Below are 22110 nucleotides of genomic sequence, written 5' to 3' on the forward strand. Positions count from 1 at the left end.
GAACTGTTAAATCAGGAAAACCTGATTGGCAGTTCCGCTTAAAATATACTTAATTTTTTCATATTAAAGGAGGATTTTCCTAATGGGTAAAGCTAAATTCGACCGTTCGAAGCCACACGTTAACATTGGTACAATTGGTCACGTTGACCACGGTAAAACAACTTTAACAGCTGCTATCACTTCTGTACTTGCTAAATCAGGTAAAGCAGAAGCTCGTGCATATGATCAAATTGACGGTGCTCCAGAAGAAAGAGAGCGTGGAATCACAATCTCTACTGCACACGTTGAATATGAAACTGACACTCGTCACTATGCACACGTTGACTGCCCAGGACACGCAGACTACGTTAAAAACATGATCACTGGTGCTGCTCAAATGGACGGCGGTATCCTTGTTGTATCTGCTGCTGACGGCCCAATGCCACAAACTCGTGAGCACATCTTACTTTCTCGTCAGGTTGGCGTACCATACCTTGTTGTATTCATGAACAAGTGTGATATGGTTGATGACGAAGAATTATTAGAATTAGTTGAAATGGAAGTACGTGACCTTCTTTCTGAATACGACTTCCCAGGCGATGACATTCCTGTAATTAAAGGTTCTGCTCTTAAAGCTCTTGAAGGAGATGCAGAGTGGGAAGCAAAAATTCACGAACTTATGGACGCTGTTGACAGCTATATCCCAACTCCAACTCGTGACACTGATAAGCCATTCATGATGCCAGTTGAGGACGTATTCTCAATCACTGGTCGTGGTACAGTTGCTACTGGCCGTGTAGAGCGTGGCCAAGTTAAAGTTGGTGACGTAGTTGAAATCGTTGGTTTCACTGAAGAGCCAAAATCTACTACTGTAACAGGTGTAGAAATGTTCCGTAAGCTTCTTGACTTTGCTGAAGCTGGAGACAACATCGGTGCCCTTCTTCGTGGTGTAGCTCGTGAAGAAATCGAGCGTGGACAAGTATTGGCTAAGCCAAAAACTATCACTCCACACACAAAGTTCAAAGCACAAGTTTATGTATTATCTAAAGAAGAAGGCGGACGTCATACTCCATTCTTCTCAAACTACCGTCCACAATTCTATTTCCGTACTTCTGATATCACTGGAATCATTACTCTTCCAGAAGGTACTGAAATGGTTATGCCTGGCGACCACATTGAAATGACTGTTGAGCTTATCGCTCCAGTTGCGATCGAAGAAGGAACTAAGTTCTCTATTCGTGAAGGTGGACGTACAGTAGGTTCAGGTTCAATCACAACTATGGCTGAATAATAATAAAATGAAGGCAGCTGGATGACGATCCAGCTGCTTTTTTTATGAAAAAGACGTGTTTCTTCTATATAAATATAAACTCAGCGCAACCCCTTACAATGTCTAGCTCCAGCGCCTGGTCAAGGCGCTTCCGCCTTTCGGAATTAGGAGATTTCTGGAGATTATCTAAACTTGTTGAAATCACCTAACTGAGTCTATATAATAATAAAAGTGTTCAGGTCAAAGACATCTAAAAAAAATCGTGATAGTTGTTGCGTTTGACATTGGTTTTATGTATAATAGACAATGTTGGTCTTTGACTGCGATGATGTGGGAGGTTGCTGACACACCCGGCCGCTTTGCCATGGCGAGTGTGTGGGAAATTTCCACAGAGTATGTCTATTTTTAAAAATAGGCGAATAAAGGAGGGAAAATAATGGCAAAACAAAAAATTCGTATCCGTTTAAAAGCTTATGATCACAGAATCCTTGATCAATCTGCTGAGAAAATTGTTGAAACAGCAAAACGTTCAGGTGCAGCTGTATCCGGTCCGATTCCGCTACCAACTGAAAAGTCTGTTTACACTATTCTTCGTGCGGTTCATAAGTACAAAGATTCTCGTGAGCAATTCGAAATGCGGACACATAAGCGTCTAATCGACATCGTTAACCCAACACCACAAACTGTTGATGCGTTAATGAGATTGGATTTACCGTCTGGTGTTGATATCGAAATCAAATTATAATCCAATATAAAACAAACAAAATTAGGAGGTGTGACTTACATGACCAAAGGAATCTTAGGAAGAAAGATTGGTATGACTCAAGTATTTGCAGAGAACGGGAACTTAATTCCGGTAACTGTTGTTGAAGTTTCTCCAAACGTTGTTCTTCAAAAGAAATCAGTTGATACTGACGGCTATGAAGCTGTACAGGTTGGTTTCGAAGACAAACGTGAAAAACTGTCAAACAAACCGGAAAAAGGCCACGTTGCAAAAGCAAATACTGCTCCTAAGCGCTTCGTTCGGGAATTCCGAGGAGACGACTTAGCAAGCTATGAAGTTGGTCAAGAAGTCAAAGTTGATATTTTCGCTGCTGGCGATTTAGTAGATGTTACAGGAATCTCAAAGGGTAAAGGTTTCCAAGGCTCAATCAAACGCCACGGACAATCACGCGGCCCAATGGCTCACGGTTCTCGTTATCATCGTCGTCCTGGTTCTATGGGACCTGTTGCTCCAAACCGCGTATTCAAAGGTAAATTATTACCAGGTCGTATGGGCGGAGAACAAGTAACTGTACAAAACCTTGAGGTTGTTAAAGTTGATGCAGAACGCAATCTTCTTTTAATCAAAGGTAACGTTCCAGGAGCTAGAAAAGCTTTATTAAAAATTAAAGGTGCGGTAAAAGCATAGTCACTTCATGAGAAAGGAGGAACAAAGGAATGCCTAAAGTAGCATTATTAAACCAAACCGGTTCACAAGTTGGTGAAATCGAACTAAATGAATCAGTATTTGGTATTGAGCCTAACCAACACGTATTATTTGAAGCAATTGTTATGCAAAGAGCTTCATTACGTCAAGGAACTCATAAAGTAAAAAATCGTTCTGAGGTAGCAGGCGGTGGCCGTAAACCATGGCGTCAAAAAGGAACAGGACGTGCTCGTCAAGGTTCCATTCGCTCGCCACAATGGCGCGGAGGCGGTATTGTATTCGGTCCACAACCACGCAGCTACAGCTATAAATTACCTAAAAAAGTACGTCGTTTAGCCATCAAATCTGCTTTATCATCTAAAGTGTTAGAAGAAAACATTTTAGTATTAGATAGCTTAGCATTTGAAGCGCCAAAAACAAAAGACTTCAAAGCTGTTTTAAATGGTCTTTCTGTTGAGAAAAAAGCACTAATCGTTACTGCTGACCTTGATGAAAACGTAGCATTATCTGCTCGTAACATCCCTGGTGTAACAGTTGTTACTGCTGATGGAATCAACGTTTTAGACGTTGTAAACCATGATAAATTGATCATGACTAAAGCAGCGGTTGAAAAAGTAGAGGAGGTGCTTGCATAATGGATGCACGCGATATCATTAAGCGCCCCGTTATCACTGAACGTTCTACTGACCTAATTGCTGACAAGAAATATACGTTCGAAGTTGATGTGAAAGCTAATAAAACTCAAGTCAAAGATGCTGTTGAAGAAATCTTTGGTGTAAATGTTGAAAAAGTAAACATCATGAACTACAAAGGCAAGTTCAAGCGTATGGGTAAGTTCGGCGGCTATACAAACAAACGTCGTAAGGCAATTGTAAAATTGACTTCTGACAGCAAAGAAATTGAAATCTTCGAAAGCTAAAATTCACTAAGAAGAGGAGGGAAATAAAATGGCGATTAAAAAGTACAAACCTACCTCTAATGGTCGTCGCGGCATGACAGTGTCTGATTTCGCTGAAATCACAACTAGCACTCCAGAAAAGTCACTTTTAGCTCCGTTAAAGAGCAAGGGCGGCCGTAACAACCAAGGTAAGTTAACTGTTCGTCATCAAGGTGGCGGCCATAAGCGTCAATATCGTTTAATCGACTTTAAACGTAACAAAGATGGCATTCCAGGACGCGTTGCCACAATTGAGTACGATCCAAATCGTTCTGCAAATATTGCTCTAATTAATTATGTAGATGGAGAAAAGCGTTATATCCTAGCTCCTAAAAACCTAGAGGTTGGAATGGAGATTATGTCAGGTCCTGAAGCTGACATTAAAGTAGGTAATGCACTTCCATTAGCAAATATCCCAGTTGGTACTGTTGTACACAACATCGAACTAAAACCTGGTAAAGGTGGACAATTGGTTCGCTCTGCAGGTACATCTGCACAAGTACTAGGTAAAGAAGGTAAATACGTACTTGTACGTTTAACTTCTGGTGAAACACGTATGATTCTTTCTGAATGCCGTGCTTCAATCGGTCAAGTAGGAAACGAACAACACGAACTTATTAAAATTGGTAAAGCAGGTCGTTCTCGCTGGTTAGGCGTTCGCCCAACTGTTCGTGGATCTGTTATGAACCCTAACGATCACCCACACGGTGGTGGTGAAGGACGTTCACCAATCGGACGTAAGTCTCCAATGTCTCCTTGGGGCAAACCAACTCTTGGATACAAAACTCGTAAGAAGAAAAATAAATCCGACAAACTTATTATTCGTCGTCGTAAAAAATAACGTGTTTGAACTACGGTTCAAAACAAGAACCGTAGACCAATCACGAAGGGAGGTTCATTCATGGGTCGCAGCTTAAAAAAAGGACCATTTGTTGATGATCATTTAATGGTTAAGGTCGAAAAGTTAAATGAAACTGAAAAGAAACAAGTTATTAAAACTTGGTCTCGCCGTTCTACGATCTTCCCACAATTTATCGGTCATACGATCGCAGTTTATGATGGCCGTAAACATGTGCCTGTGTATGTTACCGAAGACATGGTAGGCCACAAACTTGGAGAATTCGCTCCAACTCGCGCTTACAGAGGTCATGGTAACGATGATAAGAAAACAAGACGTTAAGAGAGGAGGGCATCCTAATGCAAGCTAAAGCTGTTGCAAGAACAGTCCGTATTGCTCCTCGTAAAGTACGTTTAGTCGTCGATTTAATTCGAGGTAAGCAAGTTGGTGAAGCGGTGGCGATTTTAAATCTGACTCCGAAGGCTGCTTCTCCAGTAGTTGAGAAAGTATTAAAATCAGCTATGGCAAACGCCGAGCATAATTATGAAATGGATATAAACAACTTGGTAGTTGCTCAAGCATTCGTAGACGAAGGACCAACTTTAAAACGTTTCCGTCCTCGCGCTATGGGCCGTGCAAGCCAAATCAACAAACGCACTAGCCACATCACAATCGTGCTATCAGAAAAGAAGGAGGGATAATCAGTGGGTCAAAAGGTAAATCCAGTCGGTTTGCGTATTGGAATCATCCGTGATTGGGAATCTAAATGGTACGCAGGCAAAGACTTTGCTGATCTTTTACACGAAGACATTAAAGTTCGTGAATATATCACGAAACGTCTAAAAGACGCTTCAGTTTCTAAAGTTGAAATTGAACGTGCTGCAAACCGCGTAAATGTTACTGTTCATACTGCAAAGCCTGGTATGGTTATCGGTAAGGGCGGTACAGAAGTTGAAGCACTTCGTAAAGCGTTAAATCAATTAACTGGCAAGCGTGTTCACATTAACATTCTTGAAATCAAGAAAGCTGATATTGATGCGAAACTCGTTGCCGAAAATATTGCCCGTCAATTAGAAAACCGTGTATCTTTCCGCCGTGCACAGAAGCAAGTTATTCAACGTGCAATGCGCGCAGGTGCAAAAGGTATTAAAACAATGGTATCTGGTCGTCTAGGCGGTGCCGATATCGCTCGTTCTGAACATTACAGCGAAGGAACAGTTCCACTTCATACACTTCGCGCTGATATCGACTATGCTACAGCAGAAGCGGACACTACTTATGGAAAACTTGGTGTGAAAGTATGGATCTATCGTGGAGAGGTCCTTCCTACTAAGAAGAAATCCGAGGAAGGAGGCAAATAATATGTTATTGCCAAAACGCGTAAAATTTCGCCGTCAACACCGTGGAAAAATGCGTGGTAACGCTAAAGGCGGCACTGAAGTAACATTTGGTGAATTCGGTCTGCAAGCAATGGAAGCTTCTTGGGTTACTAACCGTCAAATTGAAGCTGCCCGTCGTGCAATGACTCGTTATATGAAACGTGGCGGTAAAGTTTGGATCAAAATTTTCCCTCACAAGCCATACACTGCAAAGCCTCTAGAAGTGCGGATGGGTTCCGGTAAAGGTTCTCCTGAAGGCTGGGTAGCAGTAGTTAAACCTGGCAAAATCATGTTTGAACTTGCCGGTGTATCTGAAGAAGTCGCACGTGAAGCTCTTCGTCTTGCTGCACACAAACTTCCAGTAAAATGTAAGTTTGTAAAACGTGAAGAAATTGGTGGTGAATCAAATGAAAGCTAATGAAATTCGTGACCTTACCACTGCTGAAATTGAACAAAAAGTTAAATCTCTAAAAGAAGAGCTTTTCAACCTTCGCTTTCAATTGGCGACTGGACAACTTGAAAACACAGCTCGTATCCGTGAAGTACGCAAAGCAATCGCTCGCATGAAAACTGTGATTCGCGAGAGAGAGATTAGCGTTAACAAGTAGAAACTAAAGAGGAGGTTCACGATAAGATGAGTGAACGTAACCAGCGCAAGGTTTACACTGGACGCGTAGTTTCTGACAAGATGGACAAAACTGTTACCGTTCTTGTTGAAACATACAAAAAGCATCCGCTATACGGTAAACGCGTTAAGTACTCTAAGAAGTACAAAGCTCATGATGAGCAAAATACAGCAAAAGTCGGCGACATCGTTCGCATTATGGAAACTCGCCCACTTTCAGCTACAAAACGCTTCCGTTTAGTTGAAGTAGTAGAAAAAGCAGTTATTATTTAATTGTTCGGATAAGCTTCATTCCGAAGGGAGGTTACACACATGATTCAACAAGAATCACGTTTAAAGGTTGCTGACAACTCTGGTGCTCGTGAAGTACTGACTATTAAAGTTCTTGGTGGTTCAGGCCGTAAAACGGCAAACATCGGCGATATTATCGTCTGCACCGTAAAACAAGCAACACCAGGTGGCGTTGTTAAAAAAGGTGATGTTGTTAAGGCAGTAGTAGTGCGTACAAAGAGCGGTGTTCGTCGTCAAGACGGTTCATACATCCGTTTCGATGAAAACGCATGTGTCATTATCAAAGAGGATAAGAGCCCGCGTGGAACTCGTATCTTCGGACCAGTTGCCCGCGAACTTCGCGATAACAACTTTATGAAAATTGTTTCTTTAGCTCCAGAAGTTCTATAATATTAATCCAATTGCCTTTAAGGAGGTGCTTACGGATGCATGTAAAAAAAGGTGATAAGGTCAGAGTCATGACTGGTAAGGATAAAGGCAAAACAGGCGTAATCCTGGCTGCTTATCCTAAAGATAACCGTGTACTTGTAGAAGGTGTTAACATTGTGAAAAAACACTCTAAACCTTCTCAAGCTAACCCACAGGGCGGTATTATCAGCTTCGAGGCTCCTATTCATGTGTCAAATGTAATGCCTATCGATCCTAAGACTGGTAACCCAACTCGTGTTGGCCACAAAGTGGTTGATGGCAAAAAAGTACGCGTAGCAAAATCCGGTGAAGTTTTAGATAAATAGTTTAAAAAAGAAGGGAGGTACACAAAATGAACCGCCTAAAAGAAAAGTATGTTAAAGAAATTACTCCAGCTCTTATGAGCAAGTTCAATTATAAATCTGTTATGCAGGTACCAAAGCTTGAAAAGATCGTTATTAACATGGGTGTAGGTGACGCAGTTCAGAACGCTAAAGCCCTTGATAACGCAGTTGAAGAATTAGCAACAATCACTGGTCAAAAGCCAGTTGTGACTCGTGCAAAGAAATCTATTGCTGGTTTCCGTCTTCGTGAAGGTATGCCAATCGGCGCTAAAGTTACACTTCGCGGCGAGCGCATGTACCAATTCTTAGACAAATTAGTTTCTGTTTCTTTACCACGTGTACGTGACTTCCGCGGTATTTCAAAAAAAGCTTTTGATGGCCGTGGTAACTACACTTTAGGGATTAAAGAACAGTTAATCTTCCCTGAAATTGATTACGATAAAGTAAGTAAAGTACGTGGAATGGATATTGTTATCGTAACAACAGCAAATACTGATGAAGAGTCCCGTGAACTTTTAACTCAATTCGGAATGCCATTCCAAAAGTAATCGCTAAATAAGGAGGCGAAAACGTGGCTAAAAAGTCAATGATTGCGAAACAAAAGCGCGCGCCTAAATTCAAAGTACAAGAGTATACCCGTTGCGAACGTTGCGGCCGTCCACACTCTGTATATCGCAAATTTAAGCTTTGCCGTATTTGTTTCCGTGAATTAGCATATAAAGGACAAATTCCTGGTGTTAAAAAAGCTAGCTGGTAAAAACTAGAGCTTGTGGAAGGAGGTAAAAAATAATGGTCATGACAGATCCAATTGCAGATATGCTCACTCGCATTCGTAATGCGAACATGGTACGTCACGAAAAATTAGAAGTACCTGCTTCTAATATCAAAAAAGAAATTGCTGAAATTCTAAAGCGTGAAGGTTTCGTACGTGACGTTGAATATATCGAAGACAACAAACAAGGTATCATCCGTATCTTCCTAAAATACGGTGCAAATAACGAACGTGTTATTACTGGTCTTAAGCGCATAAGCAAGCCTGGTCTTCGCGTTTATGCAAAATCCAATGAAGTACCACGTGTACTTAACGGACTTGGAATCGCACTTGTTTCAACTTCAACAGGTGTGGTAACGGATAAAGAAGCTCGTGCCAAGCAAATCGGCGGAGAAGTTTTAGCTTACGTTTGGTAATCGATTTTTTGAATGAATGGAGGTGCACTAAATGTCTCGCGTAGGAAAAAAACCTATTGAAATCCCAGCAGGTGTAACAGTTACTAACAATAACAACACCATTACTGTTAAAGGACCAAAAGGCGAACTGACTCGTACTTTTAATCCTGAAATTACAATCAACATTGAAGAGAACACTGTAACAATCACTCGTCCATCTGACGTGAAAGAACACCGCGCATTGCACGGTACAACACGTGCGGTAATCGCGAATATGATCGAAGGTGTTTCTAAAGGCTTTGAAAAGAGATTAGAGTTAATCGGGGTTGGATACCGTGCTCAAAAGCAAGGTAACAAACTTGTATTAAACGTTGGATACTCTCACCCAGTGGAAATTGAACCTGAAACGGGTCTTGAAGTAGAAGTACCAGCTAACACAAAGATCACTGTTAGAGGTACTGACAAAGAACGTGTTGGTGCATTAGCAGCCAATATTCGTCAGGTTCGTCCTCCAGAGCCGTATAAAGGCAAAGGAATTCGTTACGAAGGCGAATTTGTTCGTCGCAAAGAAGGTAAAACAGGTAAGTAATGCCGCATAAGTAAACGAAAGGAGTGACGTAAATGATTACGAAGCAAGATAAAAACGCTACTCGCAAGAAAAGACATGCTCGTGTTCGTGCGAAGCTTAGCGGTACCTCTGCTCGTCCACGTCTAAACGTGTTTCGTTCTAACCAGCATATTTATGCTCAGGTAATCGATGACACTAAGGGAGTTACTATTGCAAGTGCTTCTACATTAGATAAAGAACTAAGCCTTGAGTCAACTAGCAATCTTGAAGCTGCTCAAAAGGTTGGAGAATTAGTTGCTAAGCGTGCGGTTGAAAAAGGTATCTCTGCAGTTGTTTTTGACCGCGGAGGTTATCTATACCACGGTCGTATTCAAGCATTAGCCGATGCTGCCCGTGAAAACGGCTTACAATTTTAATAGACAAAGGAGGGACATATAATAATGCGTCGCATTGATCCAAACAAACTTGAACTAGAAGAACGCGTAGTTACGATTAACCGTGTTGCGAAGGTAGTTAAAGGTGGACGTCGTTTCCGTTTCTCTGCACTTGTCGTTGTAGGAGATAAGAACGGTCATGTCGGTTTCGGTACTGGTAAAGCACAAGAGGTACCTGATGCAATCCGCAAAGCTATCGAAGATGCTAAGAAAAACTTAATTGAAGTACCAATGGTTGGAACAACAGTTCCTCATGAAGTAATTGGCCGCTTTGGTGCTGGCGAAATCCTTTTAAAGCCTGCTTCTGAAGGTACTGGAGTTATCGCTGGTGGTCCAGTTCGTGCTGTGCTTGAATTGGCTGGTGTAGCGGATATCCTTTCTAAATCTTTGGGAACAAACACCCCGATTAACATGGTACGTGCTACAGTTGATGGTTTAAAACAATTAAAACGTGCTGAAGACGTAGCGAAATTACGTGGTAAATCAGTAGAAGAACTGTTAGGATAAGGAGGGAAATCTAATGGCGAATAAACTTTCAGTTACCCTCACCCGCAGCTTAATTGGTCGTCCTGAAGACCAACGCGAAACAGTGAAAGCGCTAGGTTTACGTAAATTAAATCAAACAGTTGAGCATCAAGATAACGCTGCTATTCGCGGTATGATTAATAAAGTTGCTCACCTTGTAACAGTTAAAGAACAATAAAAGTTGTTTTCTTTCATAAGGAGGTGCCAATATGAAACTTCACGAGTTAAAACCTGCTGAAGGCTCACGTCATGAGCGTAAGCGTTTGGGTCGCGGTATCGGATCTGGCCAAGGAAAGACTGCCGGTAAAGGTCATAAAGGTCAAAATGCCCGTTCTGGCGGCGGTGTACGTGTTGGTTTTGAAGGTGGTCAAACACCTTTATTCCGTCGTTTACCAAAGCGCGGATTTACTAACATCAACCGCAAGGAATATGCAGTTGTAAACTTAGATGCATTGAACCGCTTTGAAGAAGGTACAGAAGTTACTCCAGAACTTCTTATCGAAACAGGCGTAGTAAGTAACGAAAAAGCAGGAATCAAAATTCTTGCTAAAGGGAACGTAGAGAAAAAGCTGACTGTAAAAGCTCACAAATTCTCCTCTGCTGCTAAGGAAGCGATCGAAGCTGCTGGTGGAACTACTGAGGTGATCTAATGTTCCAGACGATCTCCAATTTTATGCGCGTGGGTGATATACGTCGAAAGATCATATTCACCCTATTAATGTTAGTAGTATTCCGAATCGGTACCTTCATACCGGTTCCAAGTGTAAATGCTGATGCCCTTGCAGCGCAGGATAAGCTGAGTGTATTTGGTGTTCTAAATACATTTGGCGGAGGAGCATTAAAGCAATTCTCCATCTTTGCTATGGGTATCATGCCTTACATTACCGCTTCGATTATTATTCAGTTATTACAAATGGACGTGGTTCCTAAGTTTACTGAATGGTCGAAGCAAGGTGAGTCAGGCCGTCGCAAGCTTGCCCAATTCACCCGATATTTCACAATTGTGCTTGGGTTTATCCAAGCATTAGGTATGTCTTACGGATTTAATAATATGTCTAACGGACAATTGATCTTAAATCCAGGAATCGGTACTTATTTGTTAATTGCGGTGGTGTTAACAGCAGGTACATCATTTTTGATGTGGTTAGGTGAGCAAATTACCTCTAAAGGTGTGGGAAATGGTATTTCCATCATCATCTTTGCTGGTATTGTTGCCGGTATTCCAACTGTAATGAATCAAATCTTTGTTCAACAGTTTGAAAATGCAGGGGATAAGCTATTCCTAAACATTGTTACCGTCGTCTTAATTGCACTCGCTATTATTGCAATTATTGTTGGTGTTATTTTCATCCAGCAAGCAACACGTAAGATTCCAATTCAATATGCAAAACGTATGGCAGTTGGCCGTAACCCTGTCGGCGGACAGTCTACCCATATGCCATTAAAGGTTAACGCAGCAGGTGTTATTCCTGTTATCTTTGCTGTTTCATTCATTGTAACGCCAAGAACGATCGCATCCTTCTTCCCAACGAATGATGTAACGGCTTGGATCGTAAAAGTGTTTGATTATTCTCATCCAATCGGGATGATTATGTATGCAGCTTTGATTATCGCGTTTACTTATTTTTATGCCTTTATTCAAGTTAACCCTGAACAAGCAGCGGAAAACTTACAAAAGCAAAGCGGCTATATTCCAGGAATTCGTCCTGGCAAGAGCACGCAAGAATATTTAACGCGCGTCTTATACCGTTTAACATTTGTCGGAGCCATTTTCCTTGCAGTAATTGCTGTCCTTCCAGTTTTATTTATTAAAATTGCGAACTTGCCGCAATCAGCACAAATTGGCGGAACAAGCTTGCTCATCGTAGTCGGTGTAGCGCTGGAAACGTATAAGCAGCTTGAAGCACAATTGGTTAAACGTCATTATAAAGGATTTATAAAATAATAGGTTTGTCGGGACCCTTCCTGGGCCCCAAAACCTACACATAGCACGAGGGGGAATACGTGTGAACTTAGTATTAATGGGTCTTCCCGGCGCCGGTAAAGGCACCCAGGCTGAAAAAATTGTCGAGCAATACGGCATCCCTCATATTTCTACTGGAGATATGTTCCGTGCAGCGATGAAGGAAGGTACAGAGCTTGGGCTAAAGGCGAAATCCTTTATGGACCAAGGCGAATTGGTACCTGATGAGGTAACGATCGGTATTGTTCGTGAACGTCTTAGCAAAGAAGATTGCCAGAAGGGCTTTTTGCTTGATGGCTTTCCAAGAACGGTACCACAAGCGGAAGCGTTAGAAAATCTATTAGTTGATTTAAATAAAAAAATTGACTATGTGATTAATATAGACGTGGACAAAAGCATCCTAATGGACCGTTTGACAGGACGGCGAATTTGCAAGGAGTGCGGCTCTACTTATCATTTAGTGTTTAACCCGCCTGCCAAAGAAGGCGTGTGCGACCGGTGCGGCGGCGAGTTATATCAACGCGCTGATGATAATGCCGAAACTGTGCAAAATCGTTTGGACGTTAATATCAAACAGCAAGAACCATTATTAACTTTTTATGAAAAAAAGGGTTATTTACGCACGATCGATGGTCAGCAGGATATTCACAAGGTGTTTGGTGATATTCAAGAACTCGTTGGGGGTTTGCGCTGAATGATCATCTGCGAAGCCCTTGGAAACCGGGCAGGCGACTCTCGAATATCTCCGATAAGATTGAAAAGTATGTAAGCAAAATGGTTTTTCTAGTGTACGCGAGTATGCAGAACACGGTTCAGGGCAAAACTTACATGGGGTAAAGAACTTTTTTATATGTTCATATGTTTAGTAATCATTACTAGCGGACAGCGAACGTTCTTTATGTTAGAATTGTAAGGTTGAAACTTTGTACTAACAAGAAGCCTCGCTTTACATTACTGTTTGTAATGAACGCAATTTTTATAGAGAAGGGAGACGAGACCCGTGGCCAAAGATGATGTAATTGAAATTGAAGGTAAGGTAATTGAAACTTTGCCAAATGCGATGTTTAAGGTAGAATTGGAAAATGGTCATACGGTGTTGGCTCATGTTTCCGGTAAAATCCGCATGCACTTCATCAGGATTCTTCCAGGAGACAAGGTTACTGTAGAGCTTTCTCCATATGACTTGACACGCGGAAGAATTACCTACCGCTTTAAATAATTGAAGCACTCCGTATTACCAAGGAGGTTAGGATCATGAAAGTAAGACCATCTGTAAAACCAATCTGCGAAAAGTGCAAAGTCATCCGCAGACGTGGTAAAGTCATGGTTATCTGTGAAAACCCTAAACATAAACAAAAACAAGGCTAAATTTAAGGGAGGTGCACATATTAAATGGCACGTATTGCTGGTGTAGATATTCCACGTGAAAAGCGTGTAGTTATCTCTTTAACTTACATTTTTGGTATTGGTAAACCAACTGCTCAAAAAATCTTGGCAGAAGCTGGTGTATCCGAAGATACTCGTGTACGCGATTTAACTGAAGACGAATTAAACAAAATCCGTGATATCATCGATAAGCTGAAAGTTGAAGGAGACCTTCGTCGTGAAGTTTCTCTAAACATCAAGCGTTTGATGGAAATCGGCTGCTACCGTGGATTGCGTCATCGTCGTGGTTTACCTGTTCGTGGACAAAATACGAAAAACAACGCTCGTACTCGCAAAGGTCCTCGTAAGACTGTTGCGAACAAGAAGAAGTAATCGGCAAAGGAGGTTCATATAAATGGCTCGTAAAACTAATACACGTAAACGTCGTGTTAAAAAGAATATTGAAGCAGGTATTGCTCATATCCGTTCAACATTCAACAATACGATTGTAACAATCACTGATGTTCATGGAAATGCTATTTCATGGTCAAGTGCTGGTGCGCTTGGATTTAAAGGTTCTCGTAAATCTACTCCATTCGCAGCGCAAATGGCTGCTGAAACTGCTGCAAAGGCATCAATGGAACATGGTATGAAAACTTTAGAAGTAACTGTTAAAGGACCTGGTTCAGGCCGTGAAGCTGCTATTCGTGCACTTCAAGCTGCTGGTCTTGAAGTTACTGCTATTAAAGACGTTACTCCAGTTCCTCATAACGGATGCCGTCCGCCAAAACGTCGTCGCGTTTAATTTTTCTGTATAGAATTTGTATCATTTGTCAATAATGGGATATGATATGAATTTATTGTCTATTTACAGAAGATTTATTCCAGTTGTTGTGCACAAAACGGGAACGTAAACATGGGGGAATTTCGATTAGTCACACTAGTCGAGGTTTCGACGTTTTGAAGGAGGGTTATTTGATGATCGAAATAGAAAAACCAAAAATCGAAACGATTGAGATCAACGATGATGCCAAATACGGGAAGTTCGTCGTAGAGCCACTAGAGCGTGGATATGGTACCACTTTGGGTAACTCCTTACGTCGTATCCTTTTATCTTCACTCCCAGGTGCCGCTGTTACTTCGATTCAAATTGATGGGGTACTACATGAGTTCTCAACAATTGAAGGCGTCGTAGAGGATGTAACATCCATCATTTTAAACATTAAGAAATTAGCTTTAAAAATCTACTCTGAAGAAGAGAAAACACTTGAAATCGATATTCAAGGTGAAGGACCTGTCAAAGCGGGAAATATCACGCATGACAGCGATGTTGAGATTTTGAATCCAGACCTTCACATTGCAACATTGGCGGCAAATGGACATCTTCACATGCGCTTAACAGCACGTCGCGGCCGCGGCTATACGCCTGCTGACCAAAACAAACGTGAAGATCAGCCAATCGGTGTTATTCCGATTGATTCCATCTATACTCCAGTTTCTCGTGTATCTTATCAAGTAGAAAATACTCGTGTTGGTCAGATGACAAACTATGACAAGCTAACGCTTGATGTTTGGACAGATGGAAGCACTGGGCCAAAAGAAGCGATTGCTCTTGGGTCAAAAATCTTAACTGAGCATTTGAATATCTTCGTTGGGTTGACTGATGAAGCTCAAAATGCTGAAATCATGATTGAAAAAGAAGAAGATCAAAAAGAAAAAGTTCTTGAAATGACAATTGAGGAACTGGACCTTTCTGTTCGTTCTTATAACTGCTTAAAGCGTGCCGGTATTAACACTGTTCAGGAATTGGCTAACAAGACTGAAGAAGATATGATGAAAGTGCGCAACTTAGGCCGTAAATCACTCGAAGAAGTGAAGGCTAAACTAGAAGAGCTTGGATTGGGCTTACGCAAGGACGACTAGTCCGAAGTTTAATCCGCCCTAATGACTTCAAAAAGGAGGGAACCCTTCATGGCATACAGAAAGTTAGGACGTACAAGTGCACAGCGTAAAGCTATGCTTCGCGATTTAACAACAGACTTAATCATCAACGAGCGCATTGAAACAACAGAAACTCGTGCGAAAGAACTTCGCTCTACTGTTGAGAAGATGATCACTCTTGGAAAGCGCGGTGACCTACACGCTCGCCGTCAAGCAGCTTCTTACGTTCGTAACGAAGTAGCAAACGCTGAAAATGGTCAAGATGCACTTCAAAAACTATTCACTGATATCGCTCCACGTTATCAAGAGCGTCAAGGTGGTTATACTCGTATCATGAAACTTGGACCACGCCGCGGCGATGGTGCACCAATGGTTATCATCGAGTTAGTTTAATATTTTTTACAGACAACAAGGGTACTGGACAGGTTTAGAACAAACTAGTTCTCTGCCCTTTTTCTGTATATACACTTGAATAATTATGAACCAAGCCAAAAAGAGCGTTACGATGAGCGTAACTCCTTTATCCAGGAGCCAACTTATAGGTTGTTATAGCCTTCCCGGGAAGATAAGGAGTCATTCCTTCTCTTCATTGCGTCTCGTCTAGCTCATGCACCTCCTCCCAACCCGTTCAGGCAGTCGAAATTCGTTCCTGCCTGGGGATGAGGTGCAGGCTTTTTTTGTATCTAAGGAAAACGGGCGGAGCGCCGCTCATGTCCATTGGTATAGAGAAGTAGAAAATACAAGATTATTTTTAGCGGTTTGAATTAAGTTTTGCCTAGCTCTGCTCACACCGCCTTTTCTTTTACAATGGTCATTTTGATAGTTTAGAATAGATGAGTTGAGGCGAGGGGGAAGCAGGATGGATAAGTCGATCGTATCGCTTAAAGATGTTTCATTTCAGTACGATGATCAGGAGCAATATGCTCTTAAATCTGTCACGTTTGATATACACGACGGAGAATGGCTGGCGATTGTCGGTCATAATGGTTCCGGCAAATCAACGATGGCCAAGCTGTTAAACGGTTTGCAGTTTCCAAGTAAAGGTGAAATCTTTGTCTGCGGGATACAGTTAAATGATGAATCTGTTTGGGATGTTCGTAAGCAACTCGGGATGGTTTTTCAGAATCCCGACAATCAGTTTGTTGGCACAACGGTACAGGATGATGTGGCTTTTGGTTTAGAAAATATGGGTATTCCCCGTGAAGAAATGGTTGGACGGGTCCAGGATGCTTTGAAAAAGGTTAAAATGGATCAATTTCTATATCAAGAGCCCCACCATCTTTCAGGTGGACAAAAGCAGCGGGTGGCGATTGCTGGTGTATTGGCATTGAGGCCGTCCATCATTATCCTGGATGAAGCAACATCGATGCTGGACCCCAGAGGTCGGGAAGAGGTCTTGGAGACTGTTCGGACCTTGAAAAACGAAAAAGCTTTAACCGTTATCTCGATAACACATGATTTGGATGAGGCAGCCAAAGCCGACCGGATCATCGTCATGAATAAAGGGGAAGTTTACCGGGAAGGAACCCCTGAGGAAATCTTTTCAATGGATGAAGAACTTGTGCAGTTAGGGCTCGATATTCCGTTTTCAGTGAAAATGAGCAAAGCGTTCCGACAGCACGGATTTCAATTATCAAAGCATTTCTTATCGGAAGAAGAGTTGGTGACAGAGCTATGGACATCTCACTCTCACATGTAGAATACCGTTACCAGGCGGGGACGCCATTTGAACGATTAGCCATTCAGGATGTTTCAATCAATATTCCTTCCGGCACCTATTTGGCGCTGATTGGTCATACCGGTTCAGGCAAATCGACAGTACTGCAGCATCTGAATGCACTCCTGCAGCCGACCGAAGGAACGGTTAAAATTGGTGATCGAGAAGTAAAGGCCCATGAAAAAAATAAGAATCTTCGCGCTGTCCGTCAGCGGGTTGGCATTGTGTTCCAGTTTCCGGAGCATCAGTTATTTGAAGAAACAGTTGAAAAGGATATTATTTTTGGACCTATGAATTTCGGTGTTTCCGAGTCAGAAGCAAAAGATCGGGCCCGAGTTGCCTTAAAGCAGGTTGGTTTAGGTGAAGAGATATTAGAAAAATCACCGTTTGACCTGTCAGGCGGGCAAATGCGCCGGGTTGCCATTGCTGGTGTTCTGGCGATGAACCCTGAGATAATCGTGCTCGATGAACCGACAGCTGGATTAGATCCGCGCGGCCGTAAAGAGATTATGGATATGTTTTATTCACTTCATAAAGACAGAAAACTGTCTACCATTTTGGTTACCCACAGCATGGAAGATGCGGCACGATATGCGGATCAAATTGTGATTATGCAGCAGGGCCGTGTCGTTAAAAAGGGCACCCCGGAAGAAATCTTCTCAGTGCCCGAAGAATTGGTGCAAATGGGTCTCGATGTTCCAGAGGTAGTACGATTCCAGTTAAAGCTAGAAGAAAAAACCGGCCTTAAACTAGGGAAAATCTATTTATCAATTGAAGAATTAACAGCAGCGGTCACAGAGCGCCTGAGCGGAGGTGTCCGCACATGATGGAAAAAATGATTTTTGGGCGTTATGTACCGGCAGACTCAGTGATGCACCGAATGGATCCTCGTGCCAAGCTAATTATTATTTTTCTGTTTGTTTGTATTATTTTTCTCGCCAATAATTGGCTTACCTATGCACTTATCGGAATTTATACTTTTATCATGCTTGGCATGTCCCGCGTCCCATTCAAGTTTTTATTTGGCGGCCTAAAGCCAATCCTGTGGCTTGTGTTGTTTACATTTTTATTGCAGGTGTTTTTTACCAAAGATGGAGCTCTCGTATGGTCATGGGGTCCGGTTAAGATATATGAAGGAGGCATCCGGATGGGATTATTTATTTCCTTACGGTTCTTCTTCCTAATCTTGATGACATCCCTGCTGACGCTGACGACCACACCGATTGAGATTACCGATGGCTTGGAGACATTGCTGCATCCGTTAAAAAAGGTGAAGTTTCCCGTTCATGAGATGGCGTTGATGATGTCGATTTCGCTGCGGTTTATTCCGACGTTAATGCAGGAGACCGACAAAATTATGAAGGCGCAAATTGCCCGCGGTGTAGAGTTTGCAAGCGGACCGATTAAGGAGCGTATCAAGGCGGTCATTCCGCTATTGATTCCTTTGTTCGTGAGCTCGTTTAAGCGTGCTGAAGAGATGGCGGTAGCAATGGAAGCCAGAGGCTACCGCGGCGGTGAAGGCAGAACCAAATACCGCCAGTTAAACTGGAGAATGGGTGATACCATTCAGCTTATCGTGCTGGCTGGTTTAACCGTTTTATTAATTTTATTACGCTCATAATGGGGTTTGTTGGTAATGCAAAGATATAAGGGTGTTATCGCCTATGATGGCAGCGGCTTTCTTGGCTATCAGGTTCAACCCACGGGCCGCACTGTTCAGGCTGAGCTCGAGGCCGCACTGAAAAAAATTCATAAGGGCGCTGCGGTCAAGGTAGTTGGTTCCGGGCGAACAGATGCCGGTGTCCATGCCCGCGGGCAAGTGATTCATTTTGATTCACCGCTGACAATTCCTGCTGAGAGGTGGCCAGTAGCGTTAAATTCATTGCTGCCTGACGATATTGCAGTACTTTCAGTAGAGAAAGCGGATGAGTCTTTCCATGCGCGGTTTCAGGCTGCCGGAAAGGAATATCGGTATCAGCTTCTTTTGTCGGGGGTACGGGATCCGTTCCTGCGGAGCTATGCATATCGGTATCCATATGCGTTGAATTTAAAGGCAATGCGGGAGGCTGGCACCTATCTGCTTGGGACCCATGATTTCACCAGCTTTTGCGCCGCCAAGACCGAGGTGGTCGATAAGGTGCGCACAATTGAAACGATTGAGTTCCTTGAAGACGGTGGTTTGCTTACAATCCGCTTTGTCGGTAATGGTTTCCTATACAACATGGTGCGGATACTCGTCGGAACCTTGCTTGAGGTCGGTTCGGGGGATCGTGACCCTGAGGAGATATTGAGAATCCTCGAAGCGAAGGACCGCCGCGTGGCTGGAAAAACCGCCCCAGCAAATGGGCTGTATCTTTGGAAAGTGTTTTATTAAAAGGTAATTATGCTGTTTCGCAGATATATTGACATTTTCGCGGATATCAGGTTTAGAATCGCGGATATATCGTATTTTCCGCGGATAAATTGCCTCAAACCGCGGATAAATTCTTAAATTCCGCGGATATAATTTATCACTTTTAAAAACAACCCATCCTGGTGTAACATTTTCTTGACAATTGGACCACAACTATTTATTATATTATATGTGTGTGTGTTTAATCCCACGATAAAGCCCCGGAAAGTCTTCATCGTGATTGAAAATATATGATTTGAAACTTAGAGCGCACGTTTGGCTAAAGACTCCATTCCCGGAACAGAATCGGAGATTTAAAAGCTTTGATGGTGCGAGAACAAATAACCTTTATGGATCTAATTAGGAGGGAACCTCATGCGTACAACGTTTATGGCAAATGCCAACAATATCGAGCGTAAATGGTACGTAGTTGATGCAGAAGGCAAAACTCTTGGACGTCTTGCTTCTGAAGTTGCATCAATCCTACGTGGTAAAAACAAACCAACTTTTACACCACATGTTGACACTGGTGATAATGTAATCATCATTAATGCATCTAAAGTAACTTTAACTGGTAACAAATTAAATGACAAAATCTACTACCGTCACACAATGCACCCAGGCGGTTTAAAGCAAAGAACTGCTCTTGAAATGCGTACGAACTATGCTGAGAAAATGATCGAGCTTGCTGTTAAAGGTATGCTTCCAAAGAATTCTCTTGGCCGTCAAATGTTCAAAAAATTACACGTATACGCTGGTGCAGAACATCCGCACCAAGCACAACAACCTGAAGTTTACGAACTTCGCGGTTAATTAAAGGGAGGGAATTAACTTGGCACAAGTTCAATATATTGGTACTGGTCGTCGTAAGAGCTCTGTCGCACGTGTGCGCTTAGTTCCAGGTACAGGTAAAATCACTATTAACGATCGTGACATTAATGAGTATATCCCATTCGAAGCTTTACGTGTTGTTGTAAGACAACCATTAGTAGCTACTGAAACTGTTGGCAGCTATGATGTTCTAGTAAACGTAAGCGGCGGTGGTTACACAGGTCAAGCAGGCGCAATCCGTCATGGTGTTGCTCGTGCATTACTTCAAGTTGACCCAGAATATCGTCCAACATTAAAGCGCGCTGGTCTGTTAACTCGTGACCCACGTATGAAAGAACGTAAGAAATACGGTCTTAAAGGCGCTCGTCGTGCACCTCAGTTCTCAAAACGTTAATCTTTATGTGTTCAAAGGCTCTCAACCAATTTGGTTGGGGGTCTTTTATTTTTTCTGCTATCTTCGGACAAAATCGGTGTTGGAAGAGGAGAAAATGTCCGAAGACGAGCTACCTTCGGACAAAACGGGTGTTGGAAGAGGAGAAAATGTCCGAAGACGAGTTACCTTCGGACAAAATGGGTGCTGGAAGAAAAGAAAATGTCTGAAGATGAGCTATCTTCGGACAAAAATGGTGGTGTAAAAGGCTCGACTTTTTATGCATTTTAATTATTTATGACCAACGATTGGATGCGGCACATATGGCTCTTCCAAGAAGGTCATCTCTTCAGATGTTAACTTAATGGATAATGCGCCTGCTGCATTTTCAAGATGGGAGATTTTCTGGGCCCCGATAATTGGTGATGTGACCGGCTCTTTATTCAGAAGCCAGGCTAATGCGATCTGAACACGGGGAACGCCATATTTCTCTGCAAGTGATGCAACCCGTTCCACGACCAATCGATCGGCATCAGCTGTTGCATCATATTTCGATTTTTGTACTTTATCCGTTTCGGAACGATGCGTTGTTTCTGACCAGTCTCGAGTCAATCTCCCAGAGGCAAGCGGACTATACGGAGTCACTGCAATTTTTTCCTCTTTACATAGTGGGAGCATCTCGCGTTCCTCTTCGCGGTAGATAAGGTTGTAATGATTCTGCATCGACACAAACTTGGTCCAGCCATGTTTCTCCGCAACATCAATGCCTTTTGGAACTGCCAGGCAAACATGGCAGAAGCCCCGATATATCTTGCTTTTCCAGCCTTCACGATATCATGCATTGTTTCCATTGTTTCTTCGATCGGTGTATTGTAATCCCAGCGGTGGATGATATAAAGGTCAACATAATCTGTTCCTAGGCGCTTAAGACTATTATCAATTTGGCTCATGATGTGTTTCCGGGACAGTCCGCCGCCATTTGGCCCTTCATGCATCTGGCCATGTACCTTGGTGGCAATGACGATTTCATCACGATTAGCAAAATCCTTAAGAGCGCGGCTAAGATATTCCTCACTTGTACCCAAGGAATATACATTCGCCGTATCAAAAAAGTTAATGCCAAGTTCAAGGGCCTTTTTGATAATTGGACGGCCGTTCTCCTCATTAAGCACCCACTCATGAAGCCAGCGTTTCGCATCGCCGAAGCCCATGCAGCCAAGGCAAAGCCGTGATACATCCATGCCTGTATTACCGAGTTTTACATATTCCATATTTGCAAACCTCTCTTTCAAAACTATTGTATATTGTTTGTACCTTACAGAAGCCTTTAATACTCT

At 42.5% G+C, this 22110-nt stretch carries 36 protein-coding genes and 1 pseudogene; 36 read left to right on the forward strand and 1 reads right to left on the reverse strand.

The window, feature by feature from the left end; translation table 11 throughout:
- The first annotated feature begins 82 nt into the window (after positions 1-82).
- The 36 genes from tuf (at position 83) to rpsI (ending at position 20797) form a co-directional block, all read left to right on the forward strand.
- Entirely contained in the window at positions 83-1270 is a 1188-nt protein-coding gene (gene tuf, locus ACZ43M_RS00670) for an elongation factor Tu (protein ID WP_464505608.1), read from the forward strand.
- A gap of 415 nt (positions 1271-1685) precedes the next feature.
- Entirely contained in the window at positions 1686-1994 is a 309-nt protein-coding gene (gene rpsJ, locus ACZ43M_RS00675; RefSeq protein WP_007085291.1) for a 30S ribosomal protein S10, read from the forward strand.
- Positions 1995-2033: 39 nt separating this feature from the next.
- The gene (gene rplC, locus ACZ43M_RS00680; protein WP_464505609.1) at positions 2034-2660 is read left to right on the forward strand and encodes a 50S ribosomal protein L3; all 627 of its coding nucleotides are present in this window, start codon (positions 2034-2036) and stop codon (positions 2658-2660) included.
- Between the two features lie 29 nt (positions 2661-2689).
- Positions 2690-3313: a 50S ribosomal protein L4 gene (gene rplD, locus ACZ43M_RS00685; protein WP_464505610.1), complete on the forward strand. Its 624-nt coding sequence runs from the start codon at positions 2690-2692 to the stop codon at positions 3311-3313.
- Positions 3313-3597, forward strand: coding sequence for a 50S ribosomal protein L23 (rplW, locus tag ACZ43M_RS00690; RefSeq protein ID WP_464505611.1), 285 nt, complete (start codon positions 3313-3315; stop codon positions 3595-3597). Before rplD ends, rplW begins: the two co-directional genes overlap by 1 nt.
- 28 nt (positions 3598-3625) lie before the next feature.
- Entirely contained in the window at positions 3626-4456 is an 831-nt protein-coding gene (gene rplB, locus ACZ43M_RS00695) for a 50S ribosomal protein L2 (protein WP_464505612.1), read from the forward strand.
- A 60-nt stretch (positions 4457-4516) separates the two neighbouring features.
- Positions 4517-4795: a 30S ribosomal protein S19 gene (gene rpsS / locus ACZ43M_RS00700; RefSeq protein WP_464505613.1), complete on the forward strand. Its 279-nt coding sequence runs from the start codon at positions 4517-4519 to the stop codon at positions 4793-4795.
- Between the two features lie 17 nt (positions 4796-4812).
- A complete protein-coding gene (gene rplV / locus ACZ43M_RS00705; RefSeq protein WP_464505614.1) occupies positions 4813-5154 on the forward strand; it encodes a 50S ribosomal protein L22 in 342 nt (113 codons plus the stop codon).
- A gap of 3 nt (positions 5155-5157) precedes the next feature.
- Complete coding sequence (gene rpsC, locus ACZ43M_RS00710) at positions 5158-5814, forward strand: 30S ribosomal protein S3 (protein ID WP_464505615.1); 657 nt, start codon at positions 5158-5160, stop codon at positions 5812-5814.
- Position 5815: 1 nt separating this feature from the next.
- Positions 5816-6250 carry a 50S ribosomal protein L16 gene (rplP, locus tag ACZ43M_RS00715; protein ID WP_464505616.1) on the forward strand — a complete coding sequence of 145 codons (435 nt, stop codon included), beginning with the start codon at positions 5816-5818 and terminating at the stop codon, positions 6248-6250.
- Positions 6240-6440: a 50S ribosomal protein L29 gene (gene rpmC, locus ACZ43M_RS00720; RefSeq protein ID WP_251472022.1), complete on the forward strand. Its 201-nt coding sequence runs from the start codon at positions 6240-6242 to the stop codon at positions 6438-6440. The genes rplP and rpmC overlap by 11 nt, the downstream gene beginning before the upstream one ends.
- Before the next feature lie 26 nt (positions 6441-6466).
- A complete protein-coding gene (rpsQ, locus tag ACZ43M_RS00725) occupies positions 6467-6730 on the forward strand; it encodes a 30S ribosomal protein S17 (RefSeq protein WP_464505617.1) in 264 nt (87 codons plus the stop codon).
- A 39-nt stretch (positions 6731-6769) separates the two neighbouring features.
- On the forward strand, positions 6770-7138 hold the full coding sequence (gene rplN, locus ACZ43M_RS00730; RefSeq protein ID WP_335478827.1) for a 50S ribosomal protein L14: 369 nt from the start codon (positions 6770-6772) through the stop codon (positions 7136-7138).
- Between the two features lie 35 nt (positions 7139-7173).
- On the forward strand, positions 7174-7482 hold the full coding sequence (gene rplX / locus ACZ43M_RS00735; RefSeq protein WP_464505618.1) for a 50S ribosomal protein L24: 309 nt from the start codon (positions 7174-7176) through the stop codon (positions 7480-7482).
- Positions 7483-7508: 26 nt separating this feature from the next.
- On the forward strand, positions 7509-8048 hold the full coding sequence (gene rplE / locus ACZ43M_RS00740; protein WP_464505619.1) for a 50S ribosomal protein L5: 540 nt from the start codon (positions 7509-7511) through the stop codon (positions 8046-8048).
- A gap of 23 nt (positions 8049-8071) precedes the next feature.
- The gene (gene rpsN / locus ACZ43M_RS00745) at positions 8072-8257 is read left to right on the forward strand and encodes a 30S ribosomal protein S14 (protein ID WP_184529596.1); all 186 of its coding nucleotides are present in this window, start codon (positions 8072-8074) and stop codon (positions 8255-8257) included.
- A 32-nt stretch (positions 8258-8289) separates the two neighbouring features.
- Positions 8290-8688, forward strand: a complete 399-nt coding sequence (rpsH, locus tag ACZ43M_RS00750) for a 30S ribosomal protein S8 (RefSeq protein WP_464505620.1) — start codon at positions 8290-8292, stop codon at positions 8686-8688.
- A 31-nt stretch (positions 8689-8719) separates the two neighbouring features.
- Complete coding sequence (gene rplF / locus ACZ43M_RS00755) at positions 8720-9256, forward strand: 50S ribosomal protein L6 (protein ID WP_464505621.1); 537 nt, start codon at positions 8720-8722, stop codon at positions 9254-9256.
- A 32-nt stretch (positions 9257-9288) separates the two neighbouring features.
- Entirely contained in the window at positions 9289-9651 is a 363-nt protein-coding gene (gene rplR / locus ACZ43M_RS00760) for a 50S ribosomal protein L18 (protein WP_464505622.1), read from the forward strand.
- Positions 9652-9675: 24 nt separating this feature from the next.
- Complete coding sequence (rpsE, locus tag ACZ43M_RS00765; RefSeq protein WP_464505623.1) at positions 9676-10176, forward strand: 30S ribosomal protein S5; 501 nt, start codon at positions 9676-9678, stop codon at positions 10174-10176.
- A gap of 13 nt (positions 10177-10189) precedes the next feature.
- Positions 10190-10372, forward strand: coding sequence for a 50S ribosomal protein L30 (gene rpmD / locus ACZ43M_RS00770; protein ID WP_464505624.1), 183 nt, complete (start codon positions 10190-10192; stop codon positions 10370-10372).
- Positions 10373-10403: 31 nt separating this feature from the next.
- A complete protein-coding gene (gene rplO / locus ACZ43M_RS00775) occupies positions 10404-10844 on the forward strand; it encodes a 50S ribosomal protein L15 (RefSeq protein ID WP_464505625.1) in 441 nt (146 codons plus the stop codon).
- The gene (gene secY / locus ACZ43M_RS00780; RefSeq protein ID WP_464505626.1) at positions 10844-12139 is read left to right on the forward strand and encodes a preprotein translocase subunit SecY; all 1296 of its coding nucleotides are present in this window, start codon (positions 10844-10846) and stop codon (positions 12137-12139) included. Before rplO ends, secY begins: the two co-directional genes overlap by 1 nt.
- Positions 12140-12200: 61 nt before the next feature.
- Positions 12201-12851 carry an adenylate kinase gene (locus ACZ43M_RS00785; protein ID WP_464505627.1) on the forward strand — a complete coding sequence of 217 codons (651 nt, stop codon included), beginning with the start codon at positions 12201-12203 and terminating at the stop codon, positions 12849-12851.
- Positions 12852-13157: 306 nt separating this feature from the next.
- Complete coding sequence (infA, locus tag ACZ43M_RS00790) at positions 13158-13376, forward strand: translation initiation factor IF-1 (protein WP_007085268.1); 219 nt, start codon at positions 13158-13160, stop codon at positions 13374-13376.
- A 35-nt stretch (positions 13377-13411) separates the two neighbouring features.
- Positions 13412-13525 carry a 50S ribosomal protein L36 gene (gene rpmJ / locus ACZ43M_RS00795; RefSeq protein ID WP_000868344.1) on the forward strand — a complete coding sequence of 38 codons (114 nt, stop codon included), beginning with the start codon at positions 13412-13414 and terminating at the stop codon, positions 13523-13525.
- A 24-nt stretch (positions 13526-13549) separates the two neighbouring features.
- Positions 13550-13915: a 30S ribosomal protein S13 gene (gene rpsM, locus ACZ43M_RS00800; protein ID WP_464505628.1), complete on the forward strand. Its 366-nt coding sequence runs from the start codon at positions 13550-13552 to the stop codon at positions 13913-13915.
- Between the two features lie 22 nt (positions 13916-13937).
- On the forward strand, positions 13938-14327 hold the full coding sequence (gene rpsK, locus ACZ43M_RS00805; RefSeq protein ID WP_464505629.1) for a 30S ribosomal protein S11: 390 nt from the start codon (positions 13938-13940) through the stop codon (positions 14325-14327).
- A gap of 173 nt (positions 14328-14500) precedes the next feature.
- Complete coding sequence (locus tag ACZ43M_RS00810; protein ID WP_464505630.1) at positions 14501-15445, forward strand: DNA-directed RNA polymerase subunit alpha; 945 nt, start codon at positions 14501-14503, stop codon at positions 15443-15445.
- Positions 15446-15493: 48 nt separating this feature from the next.
- Positions 15494-15856: a 50S ribosomal protein L17 gene (rplQ, locus tag ACZ43M_RS00815; RefSeq protein WP_464505631.1), complete on the forward strand. Its 363-nt coding sequence runs from the start codon at positions 15494-15496 to the stop codon at positions 15854-15856.
- A 466-nt stretch (positions 15857-16322) separates the two neighbouring features.
- Positions 16323-17162, forward strand: coding sequence for an energy-coupling factor ABC transporter ATP-binding protein (locus ACZ43M_RS00820; RefSeq protein WP_464505632.1), 840 nt, complete (start codon positions 16323-16325; stop codon positions 17160-17162).
- Positions 17138-18007 (forward strand): energy-coupling factor ABC transporter ATP-binding protein, encoded by an 870-nt coding sequence (locus ACZ43M_RS00825; RefSeq protein WP_464505633.1) that lies wholly within the window; start codon positions 17138-17140, stop codon positions 18005-18007. The genes ACZ43M_RS00820 and ACZ43M_RS00825 overlap by 25 nt, the downstream gene beginning before the upstream one ends.
- The gene (locus ACZ43M_RS00830) at positions 18004-18801 is read left to right on the forward strand and encodes an energy-coupling factor transporter transmembrane component T family protein (RefSeq protein ID WP_464505634.1); all 798 of its coding nucleotides are present in this window, start codon (positions 18004-18006) and stop codon (positions 18799-18801) included. The genes ACZ43M_RS00825 and ACZ43M_RS00830 overlap by 4 nt, the downstream gene beginning before the upstream one ends.
- A gap of 15 nt (positions 18802-18816) precedes the next feature.
- A complete protein-coding gene (gene truA, locus ACZ43M_RS00835) occupies positions 18817-19554 on the forward strand; it encodes a tRNA pseudouridine(38-40) synthase TruA (protein ID WP_464505635.1) in 738 nt (245 codons plus the stop codon).
- A 393-nt stretch (positions 19555-19947) separates the two neighbouring features.
- Entirely contained in the window at positions 19948-20385 is a 438-nt protein-coding gene (gene rplM / locus ACZ43M_RS00840) for a 50S ribosomal protein L13 (protein ID WP_464505636.1), read from the forward strand.
- Between the two features lie 19 nt (positions 20386-20404).
- Positions 20405-20797, forward strand: a complete 393-nt coding sequence (gene rpsI / locus ACZ43M_RS00845; RefSeq protein WP_066321349.1) for a 30S ribosomal protein S9 — start codon at positions 20405-20407, stop codon at positions 20795-20797.
- Between the two features lie 267 nt (positions 20798-21064).
- On the opposite strand, the pseudogene ACZ43M_RS00850 reads toward rpsI, so the two are convergent.
- Positions 21065-22044, reverse strand: a pseudogene (locus ACZ43M_RS00850) (aldo/keto reductase).
- Positions 22045-22110 lie beyond the last annotated feature (66 nt).

The sequence above is a fragment of the Neobacillus sp. B24 genome, from assembly GCF_055381825.1.

What these genes read in the sequence shown, in the direction of transcription:
- tuf (WP_464505608.1), top strand. Translation starts at nt 83, where the DNA reads ATGGGTAAAGCTAAATTCGACCGTTCGAAGCCACACGTTAACATTGGT.
- rpsJ (WP_007085291.1), top strand. Translation starts at nt 1,686, where the DNA reads ATGGCAAAACAAAAAATTCGTATCCGTTTAAAAGCTTATGATCACAGA.
- rplC (WP_464505609.1), top strand. Translation starts at nt 2,034, where the DNA reads ATGACCAAAGGAATCTTAGGAAGAAAGATTGGTATGACTCAAGTATTT.
- rplD (WP_464505610.1), top strand. Translation starts at nt 2,690, where the DNA reads ATGCCTAAAGTAGCATTATTAAACCAAACCGGTTCACAAGTTGGTGAA.
- rplW (WP_464505611.1), top strand. Translation starts at nt 3,313, where the DNA reads ATGGATGCACGCGATATCATTAAGCGCCCCGTTATCACTGAACGTTCT.
- rplB (WP_464505612.1), top strand. Translation starts at nt 3,626, where the DNA reads ATGGCGATTAAAAAGTACAAACCTACCTCTAATGGTCGTCGCGGCATG.
- rpsS (WP_464505613.1), top strand. Translation starts at nt 4,517, where the DNA reads ATGGGTCGCAGCTTAAAAAAAGGACCATTTGTTGATGATCATTTAATG.
- rplV (WP_464505614.1), top strand. Translation starts at nt 4,813, where the DNA reads ATGCAAGCTAAAGCTGTTGCAAGAACAGTCCGTATTGCTCCTCGTAAA.
- rplP (WP_464505616.1), top strand. Translation starts at nt 5,816, where the DNA reads ATGTTATTGCCAAAACGCGTAAAATTTCGCCGTCAACACCGTGGAAAA.
- rpmC (WP_251472022.1), top strand. Translation starts at nt 6,240, where the DNA reads ATGAAAGCTAATGAAATTCGTGACCTTACCACTGCTGAAATTGAACAA.
- rpsQ (WP_464505617.1), top strand. Translation starts at nt 6,467, where the DNA reads ATGAGTGAACGTAACCAGCGCAAGGTTTACACTGGACGCGTAGTTTCT.
- rplN (WP_335478827.1), top strand. Translation starts at nt 6,770, where the DNA reads ATGATTCAACAAGAATCACGTTTAAAGGTTGCTGACAACTCTGGTGCT.
- rplX (WP_464505618.1), top strand. Translation starts at nt 7,174, where the DNA reads ATGCATGTAAAAAAAGGTGATAAGGTCAGAGTCATGACTGGTAAGGAT.
- rplE (WP_464505619.1), top strand. Translation starts at nt 7,509, where the DNA reads ATGAACCGCCTAAAAGAAAAGTATGTTAAAGAAATTACTCCAGCTCTT.
- rpsH (WP_464505620.1), top strand. Translation starts at nt 8,290, where the DNA reads ATGGTCATGACAGATCCAATTGCAGATATGCTCACTCGCATTCGTAAT.
- rplF (WP_464505621.1), top strand. Translation starts at nt 8,720, where the DNA reads ATGTCTCGCGTAGGAAAAAAACCTATTGAAATCCCAGCAGGTGTAACA.
- rplR (WP_464505622.1), top strand. Translation starts at nt 9,289, where the DNA reads ATGATTACGAAGCAAGATAAAAACGCTACTCGCAAGAAAAGACATGCT.
- rpsE (WP_464505623.1), top strand. Translation starts at nt 9,676, where the DNA reads ATGCGTCGCATTGATCCAAACAAACTTGAACTAGAAGAACGCGTAGTT.
- rpmD (WP_464505624.1), top strand. Translation starts at nt 10,190, where the DNA reads ATGGCGAATAAACTTTCAGTTACCCTCACCCGCAGCTTAATTGGTCGT.
- rplO (WP_464505625.1), top strand. Translation starts at nt 10,404, where the DNA reads ATGAAACTTCACGAGTTAAAACCTGCTGAAGGCTCACGTCATGAGCGT.
- secY (WP_464505626.1), top strand. Translation starts at nt 10,844, where the DNA reads ATGTTCCAGACGATCTCCAATTTTATGCGCGTGGGTGATATACGTCGA.
- rpmJ (WP_000868344.1), top strand. Translation starts at nt 13,412, where the DNA reads ATGAAAGTAAGACCATCTGTAAAACCAATCTGCGAAAAGTGCAAAGTC.
- rpsM (WP_464505628.1), top strand. Translation starts at nt 13,550, where the DNA reads ATGGCACGTATTGCTGGTGTAGATATTCCACGTGAAAAGCGTGTAGTT.
- rpsK (WP_464505629.1), top strand. Translation starts at nt 13,938, where the DNA reads ATGGCTCGTAAAACTAATACACGTAAACGTCGTGTTAAAAAGAATATT.
- ACZ43M_RS00810 (WP_464505630.1), top strand. Translation starts at nt 14,501, where the DNA reads ATGATCGAAATAGAAAAACCAAAAATCGAAACGATTGAGATCAACGAT.
- rplQ (WP_464505631.1), top strand. Translation starts at nt 15,494, where the DNA reads ATGGCATACAGAAAGTTAGGACGTACAAGTGCACAGCGTAAAGCTATG.
- ACZ43M_RS00820 (WP_464505632.1), top strand. Translation starts at nt 16,323, where the DNA reads ATGGATAAGTCGATCGTATCGCTTAAAGATGTTTCATTTCAGTACGAT.
- ACZ43M_RS00825 (WP_464505633.1), top strand. Translation starts at nt 17,138, where the DNA reads ATGGACATCTCACTCTCACATGTAGAATACCGTTACCAGGCGGGGACG.
- ACZ43M_RS00830 (WP_464505634.1), top strand. Translation starts at nt 18,004, where the DNA reads ATGATGGAAAAAATGATTTTTGGGCGTTATGTACCGGCAGACTCAGTG.
- truA (WP_464505635.1), top strand. Translation starts at nt 18,817, where the DNA reads ATGCAAAGATATAAGGGTGTTATCGCCTATGATGGCAGCGGCTTTCTT.
- rplM (WP_464505636.1), top strand. Translation starts at nt 19,948, where the DNA reads ATGCGTACAACGTTTATGGCAAATGCCAACAATATCGAGCGTAAATGG.